This is a genomic window from Corynebacterium amycolatum SK46 (assembly GCF_000173655.1).
Lineage (GTDB): Bacteria > Actinomycetota > Actinomycetes > Mycobacteriales > Mycobacteriaceae > Corynebacterium > Corynebacterium amycolatum_A.
Genome location: NZ_ABZU01000001.1, coordinates 124,152 through 144,195, shown reverse-complemented (window position 1 = coordinate 144,195; position 20,044 = coordinate 124,152). Strand labels below are relative to the sequence as shown.

General features: G+C 58.1%; 21 protein-coding genes. 18 read left to right on the top strand and 3 right to left on the bottom strand.

From position 1 onward, the window contains the following. Window positions 1-186: 186 nt before the first annotated feature. From CORAM0001_RS00640 to CORAM0001_RS00600, 9 genes are all read left to right on the top strand, one after another. A complete protein-coding gene (locus CORAM0001_RS00640; RefSeq protein ID WP_050773563.1) occupies window positions 187-1,605 on the top strand; it encodes an HNH endonuclease signature motif containing protein in 1,419 nt (472 codons plus the stop codon). Window positions 1,606-1,744: 139 nt separating this feature from the next. After that, entirely contained in the window at window positions 1,745-2,086 is a 342-nt protein-coding gene (gene rplS / locus CORAM0001_RS00635) for a 50S ribosomal protein L19 (RefSeq protein WP_005509575.1), read from the top strand. Between the two features lie 74 nt (window positions 2,087-2,160). After that, window positions 2,161-2,958, top strand: a complete 798-nt coding sequence (lepB, locus tag CORAM0001_RS00630; protein ID WP_005509713.1) for a signal peptidase I — start codon at window positions 2,161-2,163, stop codon at window positions 2,956-2,958. Then, window positions 2,933-3,637 (top strand): ribonuclease HII, encoded by a 705-nt coding sequence (locus CORAM0001_RS00625; protein ID WP_081451075.1) that lies wholly within the window; start codon window positions 2,933-2,935, stop codon window positions 3,635-3,637. The genes lepB and CORAM0001_RS00625 overlap by 26 nt, the downstream gene beginning before the upstream one ends. 54 nt (window positions 3,638-3,691) lie before the next feature. Beyond that, window positions 3,692-3,994 (top strand): DUF2469 domain-containing protein, encoded by a 303-nt coding sequence (locus CORAM0001_RS00620; RefSeq protein ID WP_005509529.1) that lies wholly within the window; start codon window positions 3,692-3,694, stop codon window positions 3,992-3,994. 181 nt (window positions 3,995-4,175) lie between these two features. Beyond that, a complete protein-coding gene (locus tag CORAM0001_RS10850; protein WP_081451080.1) occupies window positions 4,176-4,598 on the top strand; it encodes a YraN family protein in 423 nt (140 codons plus the stop codon). Continuing rightward, window positions 4,599-6,131 (top strand): YifB family Mg chelatase-like AAA ATPase, encoded by a 1,533-nt coding sequence (locus tag CORAM0001_RS00610; RefSeq protein ID WP_005509318.1) that lies wholly within the window; start codon window positions 4,599-4,601, stop codon window positions 6,129-6,131. 29 nt (window positions 6,132-6,160) lie between these two features. Beyond that, window positions 6,161-7,297: a DNA-processing protein DprA gene (gene dprA, locus CORAM0001_RS00605; protein ID WP_005509461.1), complete on the top strand. Its 1,137-nt coding sequence runs from the start codon at window positions 6,161-6,163 to the stop codon at window positions 7,295-7,297. Between the two features lie 291 nt (window positions 7,298-7,588). After that, the gene (locus CORAM0001_RS00600) at window positions 7,589-8,443 is read left to right on the top strand and encodes a tyrosine recombinase XerC (RefSeq protein WP_425265853.1); all 855 of its coding nucleotides are present in this window, start codon (window positions 7,589-7,591) and stop codon (window positions 8,441-8,443) included. On the opposite strand, the gene CORAM0001_RS00595 is transcribed toward CORAM0001_RS00600, so the two are convergent. Continuing rightward, window positions 8,440-8,928 carry a murein hydrolase activator EnvC family protein gene (locus tag CORAM0001_RS00595; RefSeq protein ID WP_040360800.1) on the bottom strand — a complete coding sequence of 163 codons (489 nt, stop codon included), beginning with the start codon at window positions 8,926-8,928 and terminating at the stop codon, window positions 8,440-8,442. The genes CORAM0001_RS00600 and CORAM0001_RS00595 overlap by 4 nt on opposite strands. Before the next feature lie 410 nt (window positions 8,929-9,338). Between CORAM0001_RS00595 and rpsB the strand changes: the two genes are divergently transcribed. The 5 genes from rpsB (at window position 9,339) to CORAM0001_RS00570 (ending at window position 13,536) form a co-directional block, all read left to right on the top strand. Continuing rightward, on the top strand, window positions 9,339-10,160 hold the full coding sequence (rpsB, locus tag CORAM0001_RS00590; RefSeq protein WP_040360682.1) for a 30S ribosomal protein S2: 822 nt from the start codon (window positions 9,339-9,341) through the stop codon (window positions 10,158-10,160). Between the two features lie 55 nt (window positions 10,161-10,215). Next, window positions 10,216-11,043, top strand: a complete 828-nt coding sequence (gene tsf, locus CORAM0001_RS00585; RefSeq protein WP_005509403.1) for a translation elongation factor Ts — start codon at window positions 10,216-10,218, stop codon at window positions 11,041-11,043. 181 nt (window positions 11,044-11,224) lie between these two features. After that, on the top strand, window positions 11,225-11,950 hold the full coding sequence (pyrH, locus tag CORAM0001_RS00580; protein WP_005509726.1) for a UMP kinase: 726 nt from the start codon (window positions 11,225-11,227) through the stop codon (window positions 11,948-11,950). Window positions 11,951-12,033: 83 nt separating this feature from the next. Further along, on the top strand, window positions 12,034-12,591 hold the full coding sequence (gene frr / locus CORAM0001_RS00575; protein ID WP_005509525.1) for a ribosome recycling factor: 558 nt from the start codon (window positions 12,034-12,036) through the stop codon (window positions 12,589-12,591). Between the two features lie 39 nt (window positions 12,592-12,630). Further along, window positions 12,631-13,536: a phosphatidate cytidylyltransferase gene (locus CORAM0001_RS00570; protein WP_005509444.1), complete on the top strand. Its 906-nt coding sequence runs from the start codon at window positions 12,631-12,633 to the stop codon at window positions 13,534-13,536. Between the two features lie 10 nt (window positions 13,537-13,546). On the opposite strand, the gene CORAM0001_RS00565 is transcribed toward CORAM0001_RS00570, so the two are convergent. Next, on the bottom strand, window positions 13,547-13,975 hold the full coding sequence (locus tag CORAM0001_RS00565) for a lipopolysaccharide assembly protein LapA domain-containing protein (protein WP_005509321.1): 429 nt from the start codon (window positions 13,973-13,975) through the stop codon (window positions 13,547-13,549). Window positions 13,976-14,092: 117 nt separating this feature from the next. Here CORAM0001_RS00565 and rlmN point away from each other — a divergent pair, with 117 nt between their 5' ends. Then, window positions 14,093-15,190: a dual-specificity RNA methyltransferase RlmN gene (gene rlmN / locus CORAM0001_RS00560; protein ID WP_040360677.1), complete on the top strand. Its 1,098-nt coding sequence runs from the start codon at window positions 14,093-14,095 to the stop codon at window positions 15,188-15,190. A gap of 117 nt (window positions 15,191-15,307) precedes the next feature. Here rlmN and CORAM0001_RS00555 read toward each other — a convergent pair whose 3' ends face one another. Further along, entirely contained in the window at window positions 15,308-15,709 is a 402-nt protein-coding gene (locus CORAM0001_RS00555) for a DUF2631 domain-containing protein (protein WP_005509442.1), read from the bottom strand. A gap of 215 nt (window positions 15,710-15,924) precedes the next feature. On the opposite strand from CORAM0001_RS00555, the gene CORAM0001_RS00550 reads away from it, so the two are divergent. From CORAM0001_RS00550 to map, 3 genes are all read left to right on the top strand, one after another. After that, the gene (locus CORAM0001_RS00550) at window positions 15,925-17,157 is read left to right on the top strand and encodes a M50 family metallopeptidase (RefSeq protein ID WP_005509675.1); all 1,233 of its coding nucleotides are present in this window, start codon (window positions 15,925-15,927) and stop codon (window positions 17,155-17,157) included. 59 nt (window positions 17,158-17,216) lie between these two features. After that, complete coding sequence (locus CORAM0001_RS00545) at window positions 17,217-19,064, top strand: penicillin-binding transpeptidase domain-containing protein (RefSeq protein ID WP_050773561.1); 1,848 nt, start codon at window positions 17,217-17,219, stop codon at window positions 19,062-19,064. A 68-nt stretch (window positions 19,065-19,132) separates the two neighbouring features. Next, window positions 19,133-20,044 carry a type I methionyl aminopeptidase gene (gene map / locus CORAM0001_RS00540; RefSeq protein WP_005509534.1) on the top strand — a complete coding sequence of 304 codons (912 nt, stop codon included), beginning with the start codon at window positions 19,133-19,135 and terminating at the stop codon, window positions 20,042-20,044.

Below are 20,044 nucleotides of genomic sequence, written 5' to 3'. Positions count from 1 at the left end.
TCGCGACATTCAACAACACCCTCGAAAATATAGGCGAAAAAGTTTCACGAAAGGGGTTGTTAAAGCGAACGGGTGTGCTAAAATGGAGGCATCAAGAACAAAGTGCTTGAGCTTCTCTTCTTGGCGTTGGGCTAGTGGTATTCACTGGTCATCGACACCGAGCGAGGTTGGGGCTTTGGGGGAACAATGTCTGAAAAAGATAGTCCGGCCAAACAACCGTCCGATGTTTACCAAGCGGCTCTGCTACCTGAAGCGCCGCAGTTTTTCCACGAGTCATCCACGAACCAGTTGGCGGTGGCGGGTATCCAACGCAATCGCCTGGAACTGGGTATAGCTTGCGGTTGCACGCCGAAGTCGCTTGAGATTGATGTGGATGCATATATTGCTGAAATCGCGCCCGAATTGGGTATTTCCCGCGGTAAAGCGCTCGAGTATGTGGAGGTCGGCATTCAGTTAGCGCGCATGCCCCGGCTGGGTGCCTTTATTAAAGCTCGCGCTCATTTGCCCTTTGCGCATTTGATCACCATTGCTCGCGCGACAGCGCCGCTCCACGATCCAGAGGTGCGTGCAGCTGTTGAAGAAGAAATTGCTCGCTTTGTCATTCCCCGTAAGCATGGTGAGGCACTCCGGGGAGTTCGCAGCCTGCATAAATTCCTGCAACGGGTTATCGAAGAAATTGAACCTCAGCTTCGCCCCAAAAACCTTCCGGGTGATGTCGATCCGCTGCTTCCCGCAGGAGAACGCGAAATAGTAGGAGAGAGTATCGGATTTGAAGAGAGCGACAACTTTGCGGAAGTTTTTATGGAGCTGGAAAAGACCCGCGCTCTCGAGTTCAAAACCACCCTTGAGTCCATCTCCAGCTCAGCTGGCTGTACCCGTGTCGAAGCTTTGACGCACCTCATCCGCGGCACCGCCGAGGCAAAAATCGTGCTCAACCTGTACTGTCCCGCCACAGAGGAGCGCCCGCGCACCGCCTGGCTTGGCGGCGTTGGCTGGATCTCGCAGCTAGCTACGCAGGCGTGGATCGAAAAGGTCACGCATATTCGTATGCTTGCCGACGAAACCGCGGAGGGCTACGCCCCAACCGAAAGTCAGAGGGCCTTCGTTAAAGGTCGGGACGGTACGTGTCGCTTCCCGGGCTGTGATGTACCCGCGGAGCTCTGCGACATTGACCATATTGAGCCGTACGACAAAGAGCACCCAGAAGAGGGCGGGGCAACGGAAACGCCGAACCTGCACTGCCTCTGTCGCCGACACCACAACATGAAAACGGCTGGTCTGTGGGATGTTGCACGTGATCGGGATGGAGTGGAACTGTGGACGTCGTCAAGCACGGGCAAAAAGGCGGTGAGCCTGGAAGATGGGCCGCTTGCCGGGCACGGACGCTACACCTTTGACAAACGGGGACTGCGAATGGCGCAGGCGCTGGCAGAGTATAACGAGTATCGCCAGGAACTAATAGAGCAATCGCGGAAGCTGGTCGAGGAAGCACGCAGGGGAGAAGACGCCGATACTCCCAACCCGCAAGACACGCAAGACACGCAAGACCCGGAAGCCCCGGAAGCCCCGCAAGACCCACCGAACATGGAAGAGTTTGGTTTCTGACCAGGGGGTGTGTAATAATTTCCAGGTTGTCTTTATAGGCAGCTTTACCTGTTTCGGGCATGAACCGGCCGAGCGTCCCTCTGTGGGAAAGTGCCGCCAGGGTCCTCTGTCTATGCAAAAAGTAAAGGAATAAGTTTCCATGAACATTCTTGACAAGGTTGATGCAGCATACCTGCGCGACGACGTTCCGGAGTTCCGCGCTGGTGACACCGTCGAGGTCGACGTAAAGATTGTTGAAGGTAAGACCGAGCGTATTCAGGTCTTCAAGGGCGTCGTTATCCGTCGCCAGGGCGGTGGCGTCCGCGAGACCTTCACCGTCCGCAAGATGTCCTTCGGCATCGGCGTTGAGCGTACCTTCCCGGTGCACTCCCCGAACATCGACGAGATTCGCGTTGTCTTCAAGGGCGACGTTCGCCGTGCGAAGCTGTACTACCTGCGCAACCTGCGCGGTAAGGCTGCACGCATCAAGGAGCGCCGCTAGTCTTTTGGCGCAAAATAATCCCCATCGAGTGTTGAGCTCGGTGGGGATTTTTCTATCGCGTATAGTCTTTTCCCATGACCGACGACGATTCGCGCGAACAGACTGACGGCCAAAAAGAAGACCGTACTGAAGGCTTGAAAGGCTTCCGGAAACTTGACGAGGAGCCTGAAAAGCACACTCCGTGGTACATCGAGATTCCAATCATTATCGTGATTGCCCTGCTCATCAGTGCTGGTGTGCAGTCCTTTATCGGCCGCGTCTACGTGATTCCATCCGAGTCGATGCAGCCGACGCTCAACGGATGTGTCGGGTGCACCGGTGACCGCATTTGGGTGGATAAGGTTTCCTACCAGTTCTCAGATCCCAAGCCCGGTGATGTTATCGTCTTTAATGGCCCGGAGTCCTGGAATAGTAACTACGTGTCACAGCGTTCAACTAACCCGGTGGCGAACTCGCTGCAGACGGTTGGTTCCTGGATTGGCCTTGTTGCGCCGGATGAAAATGCGTTGGTCAAGCGTGTGATTGCCACGGGTGGGCAGACTGTGCAGTGTCGCCCAGGAGATCCCGGCATCATGGTTGACGGCAAGATGACAGAGCAGGATTTCATTAAAACTCCGGCAGACAAGCCAGTGGTGGATAATCTTGGCTCTGAGCAGTGTGGTGGCCCGTACTTCGGGCCGGTAACAGTGCCGGAGGGGCATCTGTGGGTCATGGGTGACAACCGCACCAACTCTGCGGACTCTCGCTATCACATGGGTGACGAGCTGCAGGGTACTGTGCCTCTGGATAACGTCGTCGGCAAGGTGCAGGCAATCATCCTGCCGTTTAACCGCATCGGTGGCGTCGATGATCCAGATATCCAGCACAACTAGTCAGCACCGTCTGCTCACGCCGCCGGCGCCGAAACTGCGGAGGTTGAAGCAGTCGCGCACGATGGAGGTCGCACTGGCAAAGCGCGGCCTTGGGCCTGTAGCTGGGGTCGACGAGGCTGGCCGCGGCGCCTGTGCAGGCCCGATAGTTATCGCTGCCTGCTGCCTTCCCGAACGCCCCATCGCAGAGCTGGATAAGCTCACCGATTCTAAAAAGCTCACGCCAGCCGCACGCGAACGGCTCTTTCCGCTCATCCAGCGCTTCGCCATCTCTTTCTGCGTGACGACGATCCCCGCATCCTACATCGATCAATTCGGCATCCAGGACGCGAATGTCACTGGAATGCGCCGCGCGGTAGCCGGTTTGGAGCAGCGCCCTGGCTACGTGCTTACCGACGCGCTCAAGGTGTCTGGCTTCACCGCACCCTATTTGCCCGTGATTGGTGGTGATTCCACCTGCCGATGTATTGCTGCTGCGAGTGTCTTAGCCAAAGTCACCCGCGACCGCATTATGGTTGACCTATCGGAGAAGTATCCGGACTATGGTCTGGCGGGGCATAAGGGCTACGGCACGGCATCGCATATGGAAGCGATTTCACGCCATGGCGCAACCCCGGAGCATCGGTGGTCATACCGCAATGTGCGCTTGGCACACGCGGAGTATCTTGAGCACCCCGAATAGACCAACATGTACAAAAAGAGCAACATGTAAACACTCGAAGGAGCCGTCGCGGTCGTGAGCGCAGAAGATCTAGAAAACTACGAGGCCGACGTTGAACTATCCCTGTACAAGGAGTTCCGCGATGTCGTTAGTCAGTTTTCCTACGTAGTTGAGACGGAGCGCAGGTTCTACCTTGCTAATGCTGTGGAGCTGATTCCGCACAACAGCGAAAACGAGGTCTATTTCGAGCTGCGGATGTCGGATGCGTGGGTGTGGGATGTCCATCGCCCGGCTCGGTTTGTCCGCTACGTGCGCGTTATCACTTTCAAGGATGTCAATATCGAGGAACTGGATAAGCCGGACTTGCGACTGCCGTAGTTTATCGTCGGTTGTCATCGCTTGTTATGGCAAGCTGCTGACAGTTATCCACAGTCGAAAAATTATCCACAGTTAGGGCCCTCCGAGCATCTATCGGAGGGCCTTTGTCATGCCCGCTGTGCAAGAGTGTTTCCGAGCCGCCAAGGCACAATTCAACGGGGAACCAGGGGGACTGGGGGCTATGACACAGAGCTTTGAAGAACTGACCACGAGACAGCTCGGCGCGTTTGGGGAGGATTTCGTTGCTGAGATGTTGGAGGATTACGGGTGGCAAGTTATTGCTCGGAATGAGCGGGTCGGGCGCTATGAGCTCGATCTTATTGCTGAAGACATCAACGGCAGGCTGCATTTTGTGGAAGTAAAAACGCGGCGCAGCTCGCGAAGTAGTCAGTTTGGGGACGGCAGAGAGGCCATCACAGCGGCTAAGCTTCGTCATTTACGCAAGGCGGCGGCGCAGTGGCTGTCAGAAAGTTCTACCTACTGGTTGGAGTCCGTAGTTATCGACTGTGCAGAAGTCACAGTGTCCAGCCCTTCGTCCGGTCCTCCAGTCGTAGCGGTTACATACATTCCCGCAATCTGCGACGCAATCATGTGGGACTGCTAGATGACTGTCGGTACAGCTCTTGCAGTCAGCCTCAGTGGCATTGAAGGAACTATTGTGCAGGTGGAAGCCGATGTTGGGCGTGGTTTGCCGGGAATGTATATCGGTGGGCTCGGCGATGCCGCCGTCGGAGAAGCCAAACATCGCGTGCGTACGGCGGTTGCTAACTCGCAGCTGCCCTGGCCGAAGACAAAGGTCGTGGTGAGTCTGTCTCCGGCGCATATCCGCAAGCACGGCACTAGCTTTGACCTCGCCATCGTCTGCGCCATCCTTATCGCAACCAGCGATGACATGGAGGCCCGAGGTCGTCTCCGCCATACGGTTCTCATTGGCGAACTTGGGCTCGACGGTTCCATTCGCCCGGTGCGTGGAGTGCTGCCGCAGGTCCTTGCCGCCCGCGAGGCCGGCGCCCGTTGGGTTGTCGTTCCCGCCGCCAACGCCGCCGAGGCCGCGCTCGTCGACGGCATCGCAGTCTGCACCGCAGCCGACCTCACACAGCTATGGGGCTGGGTACTCACCGGCTCAGGTTTGACGACCGCGCTTAACGACGACCCCAGCGAAGAAGCCTTCTCGGTAGACCTGGCCGATGTCGATGGCCAACCTGACGCCCGCTTCGCGCTCGAGGTAGCGGCAGCCGGTGGGCACAATCTGTTCATGCAGGGTTCTCCGGGAACTGGGAAGTCCATGCTCGCTAAGCGCTTGCCCACAATTCTGCCGCCATTGCAGAAGTGGCAGCAGCTGGAGGTCACCGCGCTGCATTCGGTGGCCGGAGCACTGGATACTACGGACACTCTTGTTCAACATCCGCCGTTTGTGGCACCGCATCACAGCGCGACTGTGGCAGCGCTAGTCGGCGGCGGTGCTGTGCCCAAGCCCGGCGCGATTAGCCTTGCCCACCATGGGGTGCTCTTCTTGGACGAAATTACCCTCATGCGCCCGGCGGTATTGGATGCGTTGCGGATGCCGATGGAAAACGGGGTGGTCGTCCACCTGCGTACGCACCACCGAGTGACCTTTCCGGCGAGAACACAACTAGTCATGGCGACTAATCCGTGTCGGTGCGGGGCGGCGTACGCCAGCGAATGCACCTGTTCTAGTACCGAGCGAGCCAAGCATGGTCGCGCATTATCGGGCCCGCTTCGCGATCGCATGGATCTCAACGTCACGCTCAGTCCTGCCGGGGCCAAGCTGGGCATTACAAACAAAGCACACAATGAGCCCTCCGCGGCCGTTCGCGATCGGGTACAGGCCGCACGTGACCGTGCCTGCCATAGGTGGCAGGCCCTGGGGCTTGCTGACGAAGCAGCCGTCACCAACGCGAGTGTGCCACGCTCGCTTCTCCGTCGTCACGCGGGCCTGGACGAAGAGGCGATGGCGTTATTGGACTACCAGTTGAGGAACGGAGAGATTACCCAGCGGGGAGTGGACAAAGTAATCGCAGTCGCGTGGACGCTCGCAGACCTCGAGGGGGCAGACGCGTTTACCTTCGAGCATGTGCAACGCGCCTGCCAGCTGCACGACCGCGAGAGCAGCTAATACAACCGAACCATTATCAAGGGGGAGAAATGGATGAAATTCACGCGTGGGCTTACCTGAATCGTGTGGTAGAGGCGACGCATCCGCAGATTGTGCGGCTCGTGACGGAGTTTGGGCCGGTAGAGGTAGCGGAGAGGATCAAGGCTCGCGCCGGGCTGCCGGAAGGTCTGCTCAATACGACGCAGGCAAGGGCCGACGTTGACCAGAGCGGCCACGATTTGGAGTCGGCGGCGGCGATGGGGTGGCGTCTCATCTATCCGGGGCACCCAGAGTGGCCGGGGGAGTTGCTGTCCTGCTTTACGACGCTCGAAGTCCGTGACCGCGCCGATGCGCCACCACTTGCGCTGTGGGTGCGTGGGCGTGACTTGCGGGAGATGCTCAGTGAAGCGGTGGCTATTGTCGGAACGCGGATGGCCAGCAGCTACGGGACACAAGTGGCGGCCCAATTCGCGGGGCAGTTCGCGAATGCGGGGGTTGGTGTCATCAGTGGTGGTGCGTTGGGGATTGATGCCGCGGCGCATCGAGCGGCGCTCGACGCTGGCGGCACTACGGTTGTGGTCGGAGCCGGTGGTGTAGGGGTTGACTATCCGCGGACGCATGCAGAACTCTTCGACCGGATTGCAGAGCGGGGTGCGCTGGTCACGGAGTATCCACCGGGTGTGCGACCTGCGCGGCATCGGTTTTTGACTAGGAATCGGCTGGTAGCGGCCCTATCGCGGGCAACCACAATCGTCGAGGCGGGCTGGCGTTCAGGGGCGCGCAACACAGCGCACTGGGCAGTGAGGTTAAACAAGCCCTTGGGGGCGGTGCCGGGACCGGTGACGCTGCAAACTACCTCTGGCTGTCATGACCTAATCCGCAGTGGCGAGGCTGTCCTGGTGTGTAGTGCCGACAATGTGCGGTCGCTGTATCGGTCAGTTGGCACAGTGAATGAGGACGCTCAGCTTGAATTGTTGTGGGAAAAGTCGGCGGTGCAGAAGCTTTCTCGCAATGAGCTCGCTGTCTTCGACTCTCTGAATTCTGCGGAGCCAACGCCGGTGGGAGAAGTTGCGGCGCAGGCGGGATTAGCCGTGGCGCTTACGACACATTTGTTGCTGGAGCTGCAGGGACAGGGGCTGACCAATCGGGTGGAGGGCGGGTGGTTGCGCCAGGAACAGAAGCGTTAGTGACGCACTAGTAAAGCCTTCTGCAGAGAATCTCGAAAAAATCTTGAATTAGGTATTGCAATTTTTTGTACGCTCAGTAATATAGGCAAGGCAAGCCTAAGTAACTGTTACGGAAACGGGCTTGTGACATGGGTGAGGCAATAGGGCAGTGGCTCTGGCGAAAGTCGGAGTCACTGCCTTTTTCCGCTGTCTGGTGAGGTCTTGCGATGTGTATCTACTAAGGTCAGAACCGTGAAGCGCGCAACCGATAACGACGACAGGGCTGAGTTGGATTTCGGGTTATCCGCCAATATCGAGGCCATACTCATGGATTTTCTCGATGAGCTGACTTATTCCCGCAGACTCTCCGGCGCAACCGTCCGCGCCTATCGAGCCGATCTTATGCCCCTCCTCGCTGGCCTGGACCACATCAGTGAACTCTCCACGCCTGTCATCCGCGCGCACCTCGGCGCGAAGCACGCGGAGGGTGCTGCGCGGTCATCGCTGGCCCGCTTAACGACGTCCATTCGCCAGTTCTGTAGTTGGCTTGTAGCTCGGCAAATTCTCGACGCTGATCCGTCGCTGCGGCTGTCAACGCCGAAGAAGCATCAGCATCTTCCGGAAGTGCTCTCGCCGGAGAAGGTTGAAGAGGCAATCGAGAAAGTCTCCTCCGAGGACAGTGCAGTAGCGGCTCGCGACTTGGCCATCGTGGAATTGCTGTATGCCACTGGGATGCGTGTAGAGGAGCTGTGCAAGGCCGACGTCTCTGATGTGAACTTTTCCCGCCATATCATCTCGGTAGTGGGTAAGGGGGACAAGCAGCGCATCGTGCCCTTCGGTGCACCAGCGGAGGCGGCACTCAAAGGTTGGCTCCAGGTGCGTGGAAACTTTCCTGCTTCCGCACAGGCCGAACATGCGCTTTTTCTCGGTGTGCGTGGAGGCAGGTTGAATCCTCGGCAGGCGCGCCGAGTTATTCATAAATGGGCTGATGTTTCACCGCATGCTCTCCGGCACTCTGCGGCCACGGCCATGGTGGAAGGTGGCGCTGACTTGCGGGTGGTGCAGGAGATGCTCGGCCATTCCAGTCTGGCGACCACGCAGATTTATACCCACGTCTCAGCGGATCGCCTCCGTGAGGTACATAAGCGGGCACATCCTCGCGCTTAATTACGTACGGGCTTGAGCACGATTGGCCTCCGCTGGATCAAATCAAGCGGATTGAGATAGTCCTTGCCGCGCAGCGCGCCCCAATGCAGACCCGGTTCGGGATGTTTGGCATTGACCACAAGATGGCCAATCACCTGGCCAGCGGCCACGTGGTCTCCCTTTTCTAGTGCGGTATCTATGGGCTGATAGGTTGTGCGGATGCCATCGGCGTGCATGATAGACACGGAAGTCATTCCGGCAATCGAACCGGCGAAATGCACCACACCGGGAGCTGAGGCGCGGATTGGCTGGCCCGGGGAGGCGTTCAGGTCTACTCCGCGATGCCCAGGCTGCCAGCGTTTTTCCGGTGGGGCATAGTCGCGTAGCACTTCGCCGTGGACGGGGAGGGCATGCGCAATGGCGGATATTGGCTCGCCGGTAGCTGTAGGTGGGCTTGGGGGTGTTGTTAGCGCGACAGCGAGCACGAATAGCGCTAATGTGCGCATTAGCGAGCGCCTGGGCCTCTGCTTGGTCGTCATGCGCGATAGTGTGGCGGACGCTGCACTCGTCGACAAGCGGCAGTGCATTGCAAACGGTTGTAGCTGTGGATGACTTTTTGCCCTGTGGATAGCAGGGCGTGTCAGATATTGCGACCTGCGCGATGTATCAGATAAGATGACGCTCGCGGTGTCTGCCTTAATGGGCGGTCATTAGCACAAAGACTACGCGCGCGACCCATTCCGGCTGGTTCACGGGTGCTCGGCAAGAATATCTGTCGGGTGTGAGGCAGCGGGGGAGCGCTAGGGCACAGGGAAAGCCTGTGCGTGAACTGTAACCACCTATATCGGATAAGAAAGGAAGGGAAGCAGCCGCAGCCCTAGTCAGGCTGGACGTGAGGATCTTCCCTGAATATGACATGGCTGTTGTATCCATGCGAGAACTGCTCGATGCAGGTGTCCACTTCGGTCACCAGACCCGTCGTTGGAACCCGAAGATGAAGCGTTTCATCTTCACCGAGCGCAATGGCATCTACATCATCGACCTGCAGCAGACCCTGACCTACATCGACGAGGCTTTCGAGTTCGTCAAGGAGACTGTCGCTCACGGTGGCAACATCCTGTTCGTCGGTACCAAGAAGCAGGCTCAGGAAGCCGTTCAGAACGAGGCAGAGCGCGTTGACATGCCGTACGTCAACCACCGCTGGCTCGGCGGTATGCTGACCAACTTCGCCACCGTTTCCAAGCGTCTGGCTCGCCTGAAGGAGCTTCAGGCAATGGACGCTGCTGAGAACGGCTACGAGGGTCGCGGCAAGAAGGAAATCCTGATGCTGACCCGTGAGCGCACCAAGCTGGAGCGCACCCTGGGCGGCATTCGCGACATGTCCAAGGTTCCGTCCGCACTGTGGATTGTTGATACCAACAAGGAGCACATCGCTGTCGCCGAAGCTAAGAAGCTGGGCATTCCGGTTGTTGCCATCCTGGACACCAACTGCGACCCGGATGACGTTGACTTCCCGATCCCGGGCAACGACGACGCAATCCGCGCTGCTTCCGTGCTGACCCGTATCATCTCCACCGCTGTTGAAGAGGGCCGAAAGGCTCGCGCTGAGCGCGAGGCCAACGCTGCTCGCGAGGCAGCAGGCGACGCTCCGATCGAGTCCGCCGCTGAGAACACCGACCAGGCTGCAGAGATGGACGCCGAGGGCTCCACTGCAACTGAGACGGCATCCGCTGAGTAAAGCTGAACTTTCTAACCACCACAAGTTCTAACCACCACAAGGAGGAACGCCCAGCATGGCGAATTTCACTGCTGCTGACGTCAAGAAGCTCCGTGAGCTGACCGGCTCCGGCATGAAGGCTTGTAAGGACGCACTCGTCGAGACCGACGGCGATTTCGACAAGGCTGTCGAGATCCTGCGTATTAAGGGCGCAAAGGACGTCGGCAAGCGTGCAGAGCGCACCGCTGCCGAGGGCCTGATTGCTGTTTCTGGTAACACCATGGTCGAGGTCAACTCCGAGACCGACTTCGTTGCCAAGAACCAGGAGTTCATCGACTTCGCCAACAAGGTCGCCGACGCTGCCGCAGCAGTCAAGGCAAACTCCCCGGAAGAGCTCGCAGCAGCTGACCTCGACGGTCAGACCGCAGCTGACGCTACCCAGGAGCTCTCCGCAAAGATCGGTGAGAAGCTGGAGCTGCGTCGTGCCGCTACTCTCGAGGGCGACAACATCGCTGTCTACCTGCACCGCCGTGCAGCAGATCTGCCGGCAGCTGTCGGTGTTCTGGTTGCTTACACCGGTGAGGGAGAGGGCGCTGCAGAGGCTGCTCACGCAGCAGCTATGCAGGTCGCCGCTCTGAAGGCTCAGTACCTGTCCCGCGAGGATGTCCCGGCCGACCGCGTCGAGGCAGAGCGCGCTGTCTACGAAAAGATTACCCGCGAAGAGGGCAAGCCGGAGCAGGCTATCGCCAAGATCGTCGAGGGTCGTCTGAACGGCTTCTACAAGGACGTCGTCCTGCTGGAGCAGCCGTCTGTCGCTGACAACAAGAAGACCGTTAAGCAGCTCATGGACGAGGCTGGCGTTACCCTGACCGGTTTCGTTCGCTTCGAGGTTGGCCAGCACTAATTCGCTGTAATATGTGTGTAAGCCTCTAGCTGTGAGCTAGTTTAAATGCCCCGCTCGGGAACCCGAGTGGGGCATTTTGCTGTCATGTCGCCGGCAATGCGGAGCGTCAAGTGTGCCTTGTTGTCGTGACCGGGTAGACTCGTCTGCGACTTTTTAAACGGTGTGAGAAAGGTGCATGGTCATGGCAGAATCTGTCGAGCGCAATGGCTTCAAGCGTGTGATGCTCAAGCTCGGTGGTGAGATGTTCGGTGGCGGCAAGGTTGGCGTTGATCCGGACGTGGTGCAAAACGTTGCCCGACAGATTGCGGAAGTTTCCCGAAAGGGTGTCGAGGTCTGTGTCGTCATCGGCGGCGGTAACTTCTTCCGTGGCGCACAGCTTCAGCAGCGCGGCATGGACCGCGCACGCTCTGACTACATGGGCATGCTGGGCACGGTCATGAACTGCTTGGCTCTGCAGGACTTCCTCGAGCAGGAGGGCGTGGACTGCCGTGTTCAGACTGCCATCAACATGGCACAGGTCTCAGAGCCGTACCTGCCGCTGCGTGCTAAGCGCCACCTGGAAAAGGGCCGCGTGGTCATCTTCGGCGCAGGTATGGGTATGCCGTACTTCTCCACCGACACCACCGCCGCCCAGCGTGCCCTGGAGATCGGCTGCGAGGTGCTGCTAATGGCCAAGGCCGTTGACGGTGTCTACTCGGCCGACCCACGTGAGGTGCCGGACGCAGAGCTGTTCGACGACATCACCCACCGTGAGGTTCTGGAACGGGATCTGCGTGTTGCCGATGCCACCGCCTTCTCCCTGTGCATGGACAACAACATGCCGATTCTCGTGTTTAATCTGCTTACCGACGGAAACATTGCGCGCGCGGTAGCCGGTGAGCAAATCGGTACTCTCGTCCACAGCTGATAAATTTGTTCGTAATACGTTCTTTCCACAGAGCGCTCTAGAACTATCTAGAACCCGAGAAGAAACCCGAGGTTAAAAACACAATGATTGATGAAGTCCTGCTTGACTGTGAAGAAAAGTACGGTAGCTCCGTAGAGCACTGCCGCGAGGAGCTGACGCACATTCGCACTGGTCGTGCGAACCCGGCGATGTTCAATGGCGTTATTGCGGAGTACTACGGTGTTCCGACTCCGATTACCCAGATGGCTACCATTTCGGTTCCGGAGCCGCGCATGCTGCTGATTAAGCCGTATGAGCTGAGCGTCATGGGTGACATTGAAAACGCGATTCGCAACTCCGACCTGGGTGTGAACCCGACTAATGATGGCCAGGTCCTGCGCGTAACTATCCCGCAGCTGACCGAGGAGCGTCGTCGTGAGATGGTTAAGGTCTCACGTTCGAAGGGCGAAGACGCCAAGATTGCGATTCGCAATGTCCGTCGTAAGGGCATGGAAACTCTGAAGAAGATTCAGAAGGACGGCGACGCTGGCGAGGACGAGGTGCAGGCAGGCGAAAAGGAGCTGGACCAGGTCACCAAGAACTACGTCGAGCAGGTGGACTCCTTGGTTGAACGCAAGGAAGCGGAACTGATGGAGGTTTAGGCCTTCATATTCAACCGGGAGAGGGGATTTGAGGCGCCAATGCCAACGTCGAAGCCAGCGTCCAATAAGGAACGTGTTCTAGACGAACTACGGCTTGTTAAGCCACGCAACTCAGCAGGTCGTAACCTGCCGGTTGCAATTGCGGTGGGCGTAGCACTTGGTGCAGTCGTCATCATCGGCTTGCTGCTGGGGGCGCTCGCCTGGACCGTTCTGGTCGCCGCGGCGGTTGGTCTTGCAACCTGGGAGGTCTGCGAGCGGCTCCGCGAGTCCGATTGGCAGGTCCCTCGCCCGGTTCTGATTCTCGGCGGACAGCTGATGGTGTGGCTGTCCGCCTACTGGGGGATTGACGGTCTGGTCATGGGCCTGACTGTTACCCTGATGCTTTTACTAGTCACCCGTCTGTTTTTGCACGGGATGGCTGAAGCACCACGGAACTGGCTGCGAGATGTTGCAGTCGGAGTTTTCGTGGTGATGTGGATTCCGTTCTTTGCGGCGCTAGCTGTGCAGCTGGTGCACATGGACAATCCCTGGGGAGTCGATCCCCGTTTGGTCATTGTGACCTTCATGATTGGGGTTATCTCAAACGACGTCGGAGGCTATGCCGCCGGTGTCATGTTCGGAAAGCATCCGATGGCTCCGAAGGTAAGCCCTAAAAAATCCTGGGAAGGGTTCGGCGGCTCTCTCGTACTCGCCACTATTACTGGAGCGCTCTGTGCGATCTTTATGTTGCACGCGCCGTGGTGGCAGGGCATTGTGCTGGGGATCGCCCTGGTTATCTCTGCCACGCTTGGTGATCTGATGGAGTCACAGTTCAAACGCGATCTGGGGATTAAGGATATGTCCTCGATTTTGCCGGGCCACGGCGGTCTGATGGACCGCCTGGATGGCATGCTGCCATCAGCCGCGATGACGTGGCTGATATTGCAGCTTTTCAGCCTAGTTTAATTGTCGGGCTTTAGTTGTCGCCCTTACGAATCTGGCGGCGCAGATCAAACATTCGCCAGCCACCGATTAGCGCGGTAATTAGGGCGCCGAGGATAGCAGCGAACAGCATTCCGACACCGACCGGGAAGTTCCAGGTCCAGCCGAACAGGTTTAGTGCGGTCTCCTGCTGATTTTGCAGAATGAACACAAGCAGTACGATCAGCAAAACTGCACTGATGACAAGGCCAACCCACATCGAACCCGCGGTAGTCTTTTTCACCTTGCGCCGGCCAGGGGCGGGCGCTGGCTCCGGTGTGGAGTCCTTCTCTGTCGGCGCGTCAACGACTGGTTCTGGAAGGTTGCCCTGCTCCGGTGCAGGAGCCACGGAATCATTTGGGGAGTACGACGGGGAATCGTCGAAAAGCGGACCGTCGTTATTCGGCTGATTAGCGTTAGTCATACCTATCATTCAACACGTTTTGGCAGGTATGTACCACTTGTAAAGGTCCACTTAGTTGCGGCTGCCTAGTCGCTCATTAGGCCAAAACCGTCATTACATGCGAAAATGGGTGCCATCATGGCATCTTCACTTCCAATCGTTCTTAAAGCTCCACGTCGCGGCATGCCCGCGACCCATTTTGCGGACCTCGATGTTGAGGAACGGAAGGCTGCGGTCAAGGAACTGGGTCTGCCGGCCTTCCGTGCCGATCAGATTGCCCGGCACTATTACGGTCGGCTTGAGGCCGACCCTATGACGATGACTGATCTGCCGGAAGCAGACCGTCAAAAAGTCAAGGACAGTCTCTTCCCACCTCTGTTGACTCCCGTTCGCCACATCACCTGTGACGACGGCGAAACTCGTAAGACGCTGTGGCGTGCAGGTGACGGTACGCTGCTGGAATCCGTGCTGATGAAGTACCCGGGGCGTGCGACCCTCTGTATTTCCTCGCAGGCAGGCTGCGGTATGGCATGCCCATTCTGCGCGACGGGGCAAGGCGGTCTGCAGCGTAATCTCTCCACCGCGGAGATTGTCGACCAGGTTCGTGAGGCCGCTGCCACTATGGCAGCTGAGGGCGGTCGTCTGACGAACATCGTATTCATGGGCATGGGCGAGCCGCTCGCGAACTACAATCGCGTTCTCGCCGCCATCCATCGCATCACGCGACCGTCGCCGGAGGGATTCGGCATCTCGATGCGCAATGTCACCGTTTCTACGGTCGGTTTCGCGCCGAACATCCGACGGCTTGCCGACGAGGACCTGTCGGTAACCCTCGCGGTGTCTCTGCACACTCCGGATGACGAGCTTCGCGACGAGCTGGTACCGATCAACAATCGCTTTACAGTGGCCGAGGTACTTGATGCGGCTCGCTACTACGCAGACAAGACAGGCCGTCGTGTATCTATTGAATACGCTTTGATTCGCGATATTAACGACCAGGATTGGCGTGCAGACCTGTTGGGTAAGAAGCTCCACAATGCTCTGGGCTCACGTGTCCACGTCAACCTGATTCCGCTTAACCCAACTCCGGGTTCGAAGTGGGACGCCTCCCCGAAGAAGCAGCAGGAGGAGTTCGTCCGCCGCGTACAGGCGCAGGGGGTACCGTGCACGGTCCGCGATACCCGTGGCAACGAGATTGCGGCAGCGTGTGGTCAGCTGGCGGCTGAAGAGGTTTAGCCGACAAATAGCAAAAAATCCGCACCGAATTCGGTGCGGATCTTTTTATGCGCTGTAGCGCTATAGAGCTGTTGCTATAGAGCTGTTAGGCCAGACTTTCTGCAAAAGTGGCCAACTCTACTGGTTCTGGCCCTTCGGCAGGCGGTTCCAGGAGCGCAGCTGGGAGTCAGTCAGATCAGCGTAGACGCCAGTGCCGTTAACCTGGTCGTGTGCCCATTGTGGTTCGATATGGCCTTCCGGCTTGTTGTGAGCGGTAACCGTGCGAACCTGGGAGCCGCGTGGAGCGAACAGCTGCAAGAGCAGACCAATGGCAATCAGGGCAGCAATGGCAACCAGCCAGTAGTTCTCGACGTTGCCCTTGTGGTTACCAATGGTCATACCCAGCAGGAAGATTACGGAAATCCAGCCGGCCTTCTGCATAGCGCTCTTGCTCATGCCGTGCCAGCCCCACTTCGCCGACGGCTCGTCGAGGGTGCTGACGCCGCGGTAAATCTCTTCCTTTGGCTCGTGGTTGCTCACTTGAAAGTCCTCCTGTTAACACTTTCGGCGAATTGCACTCTATATGCACTTCAGTCTATCTGCGGTTTTGCTGAAAGCGACTGAGCGCATTTTCAGACAATCTTGAGTATCGGGTGTAAGGATACCTTAGAACTTGCTGAAATTGGGACTTAGCCCGGCCGGAAACTGTTCGCCGGTGTGCTCGTTTGCCCAAAGTGGGGGTAGGGTGAGCACTCGTGACATTTCTTCTTGGAGTTTTACTCTTCGCAATCGGCATCGCGGTGACAATCGCCCTTCACGAATGGGGTCATCTCACCGCAGCTCGACTGTGTGGAATGCGAGTGCGTCGGTACTTCATTGGCTTTGGCCCAACGCTGTTTTCCTTTAAGCGGCATCACGCTGCGGCAGGTGGGCATGACACCGAGTATGGAGTAAAGGCAATTCCCTTTGGCGGATTCTGCGACATCGCAGGCATGACCGCAATGGATCCGATCGATCCTGCCGAAGAGCCGTACGCCATGTACAAAAAGCCGTGGTGGCAGCGCATTATCGTGATGCTCGGTGGGGTGGCAATGAACCTCATCGTTGGATTCATCATTCTTTACTTCATCGCCGTGACGTGGGGTTTGCCCAACATGGGTAAGGAAATGGCGCCACGCATTCAGGCGGTACAGTGCGTCGCGCCGGCACAGCGTGCCGACGGTACTCTGGAACCCTGCACTGGTTCAGGTCCTGCAGAGCGCGCAGGGCTACGTGTCGGAGATGTGATTGAGAAGATCAATGGCACCAAGATCACGTCCTACCCCGAGGCTGTGTCTCTCATCGGCAGCTCTGCAGGGGGCGACATCAAAATGACCATCGACCGAAATGGCAGCACCCAGACGGTCACGGTCACTCCGGAAGTCGTCAAGCGCAAGACTAATGACGGCCAGGACATCGACCAGCCAGCGATTGGTATCGCCTTCCAGCGACCAGAGACTATCCTCCACGAGTACAACGCAGTGACCGCCATCGGTGGTGCGGCCAGCTTCACAGGCAGCCTTTTCGGGGCGGTTTGGAACGGGCTGCTTTCCATCCCGGAGAAGGTTCCCGGTGTGGTCGCCTCTATCTTTGGTGCTCAGCGTGACCCGGCCAGCCCAATGAGTGTCGTCGGCGCTTCGCGTGCCGGCGGTGAATTGGTGGAGATGAACCAGTGGCCCTCATTCTTCCTGTTGCTGGCCAACCTCAATTACTTCCTGGCCGTGTTAAACCTGGTGCCGTTGCCGCCACTCGACGGTGGCCACATCGCCGTAGTTATCTATGAGCGCATCCGCGACCTGATTCGCAAGGCTTTCGGCAAGCCGGCGCTTGGGCCTGCCGATTACACCAAACTCATGCCAATTACTATGGCCTTTACCGCGGTTTTGCTGGTCTTCGGCGTTCTGGTTATGGCTGCAGACGTCGTCAATCCAATTGTGCTGAACCGCTGATAGCAGGCTGCGGCGCGCCAGCGTCGTCGTAAAGCAAAGCGGTGCTAACGTCAGCCCACATGGAACAAACTTCGCGCCGCAAGCCCCTGCTTCGCAGTATCTCGGCTGTGGCAATCACGGGTCTGGTGTTGTCATCCGCCGCGTGTACGCCGCGGCCTGACACCGGGCGCGAGGTGCTAGAGGAATTCCTGGGGGCGCTGGCGGGAGGGGACGTTGCTAAGGCAGCGACACTGACTGATCACCCGGACTCCGCTGAAGGAGATCTGAAGGCGGCCACTGCCGGCCTCCAGCCAGAGGGGCTTGAGTATGAGATTGCGGGTATTGATTCCAGCTCGAACCAGTCCTCGGCCGAAGTCGCCATGAATTGGCAACTACCGCATCAGCGACACTGGGGATATGACACCACTTTTACGCTGACCAAGACTGAGACTGGGCAACGGAATTGGGCGTTGCGCTGGTCGCCAGCATCCCTTCATCCACAGCTGGGGCGTAATCAGCACCCAGAATTGCGCACTATCGCAGCTCCACGTCCGTCTGTGGTTGGTTCGGACGGTGCGGCCTTGCTTGAGCCAGGCACTGTGCACCGGGTAATTCTCAATCGTGATGCGACGGAGAATGTGCAGTCGTCGATTAACCGGGCGGCGACGGTCATCAATAATGAAATGCCGGAAGATGGTCCGAAGCTTGACGCGCGCGCCGTGGGGGAGCAGGCAGCTGGTGGGAAGGGTAACTTTTCGCTGATTGTGCTGCCGGCATCCACGCCACAGCGAGTCAAGGATGAGCTCGCGGGCATTGACGGAATTTCGGTTAATGATGAGGCGGCGATGGTGCGACCCGACCCGGGTTTTGCGCCTGATTTGATGAGCCGCGTGGAAAGGCTAGTGGACACTGGCGACCACGGTGCCGATGGCTGGAATATCGTAGCGGCGAACGAGGACGGAGCAGTCGTCGGCACGCTCTATGAGGTGTCTCCGGATGTAGCTCCGGCGGTGCAGGCATCGATTAGTAAAAAGGTGCAGGACGCGGCGCAGAAGGCAGTCGATACGCGGCAAGATGCGAAGGCAATGCTGGTGGCTGTGCAGCCGTCTACGGGCAAGATTCTGGCGGTAGCACAGACGGCAGAGGCAGATAAAGACGGCGACCTTGCGCTGATGGGGCAGTTCCCGCCGGGATCGACGTACAAGATTGTCACTGCCGCTGCAGGTGTACAGCACGAGGGGCTAAATGCGGGATCGACTGTGCCGTGCCCAGGTTCGATGGAGATCGGGCCACGTATTGTCACCAACTACAACGGAAGTGGTGTCGGGGATACCTCGCTGAGCGATGCGTTCGCGAGGTCTTGCAACACCACGTTCGGCAACATCTCTCACAAGTTGGAGCCAGGGCAGTTCAAGGAGGAGTCCAAGAACTTCGGAATTGGCATCAACTATCACATCGCGGGCCTCGACACTATTACCGGCAGCGTTTCCGACGGCAGTGATGAAGTCGAACGTATCGATGCGGGCTATGGACAGGGAAATGACTTGGCCAGCCCGTTTGGCATGGCTCTGGTTTCCGCGACAGTGGCGGCCGGGCGGACTCCGACGCCATCACTCGTGCCAAGCGCGGGAACTTGGCAGTCGCAGACATCGAAACCGCTTCCACCTGAGGTTTTGAACGAGGTTCGCTCACTCATGCGGGCGGTGGTGACCTCTGGTACTGGTTCGGCCATTGCCGGTCGAGGTGAGGTCTACGCAAAGACCGGTGAGGCCGAGTACGCAGGCGGCTCCCATGCTTGGTTTACTGGCTACCGCGATGATTTGGCCTTTGCCACGCTCATCGTCGGCGGTGGCGGTTCGGAGCATGCCGTGGCGATTACCGATGCCTTCTTCGCCAATATGGATGAAGGTTCGGGGGACGAGGGCTAGAGCATTTCTGGCTTCGAAACCGGCACAGGCCGAAAGGCTAATCCGGGGGTAGGGGTAGAGTATGTTCCATGACTCAGCGTTCTCCACTTACTCAGCAGAAGTCCACGCCAATTCGCACCGTTCCGGCACATATTGAACGGCCGGAGTACGCCTGGAAGGACGAGGTTCAGGAAGGCGTCGGCGAGCCGCTGGTACAGACTCCGGAAGATATTGAAAATATGCGAGAGGTCTCTCGCATTGCTGCCAACGCGTTGGTGGAGGCCGGCAAGGCCGTAGCTCCGGGCGTGACCACGGATGAGATTGACCGGGTGGTGCACGAGTACCTGTTGGATCACGACACCTACCCGTCCACGCTGGGGTACCGCGGTTTTGAGAAGTCGTGCTGTGTGTCTCTCAATGAGATTGTCTGCCACGGTATTCCGGACACTCAGGTTATTGAAGACGGCGATATCGTCAATGTCGACGTCACCGGATACAAGAACGGCGTCCACGGTGACACCAACGCGACTTTCCTCGCCGGCAATGTCTCGGAGGAGCACCGCCAGCTGGTGGAACGCACTTACAACGCCACCATGCGTGGCATTAAGGTCATCAAGCCGGGCCGTGAGATTAATGTCATCGGCCGCGTGATTGAGTCCTACGCTAAGCGTTTTGGATACAACACCGTTCGGGACTTCACCGGTCACGGTGTCGGTACCACGTTCCATAATGGTTTGATTGTCCTGCACTACGATGAGCCGAGTCAGGACACCATTTTCGAGCCGGGCATGACCTTGACTGTCGAGCCGATGATTAACCTCGGTGAGCTGCCGTACCACATCTGGGATAACGGCTGGACTGTGCAGAATGATGACTTCAAGTTCACCGCCCAGTTCGAGCACACAGTGTTGGTGACCGCTGATGGCTATGAAATTCTCACCCTGCCGGATGAGCAGAACGTTCCGGGTCAGTTCCAAACTGGTTGGAAGCCCGAGGCCTAA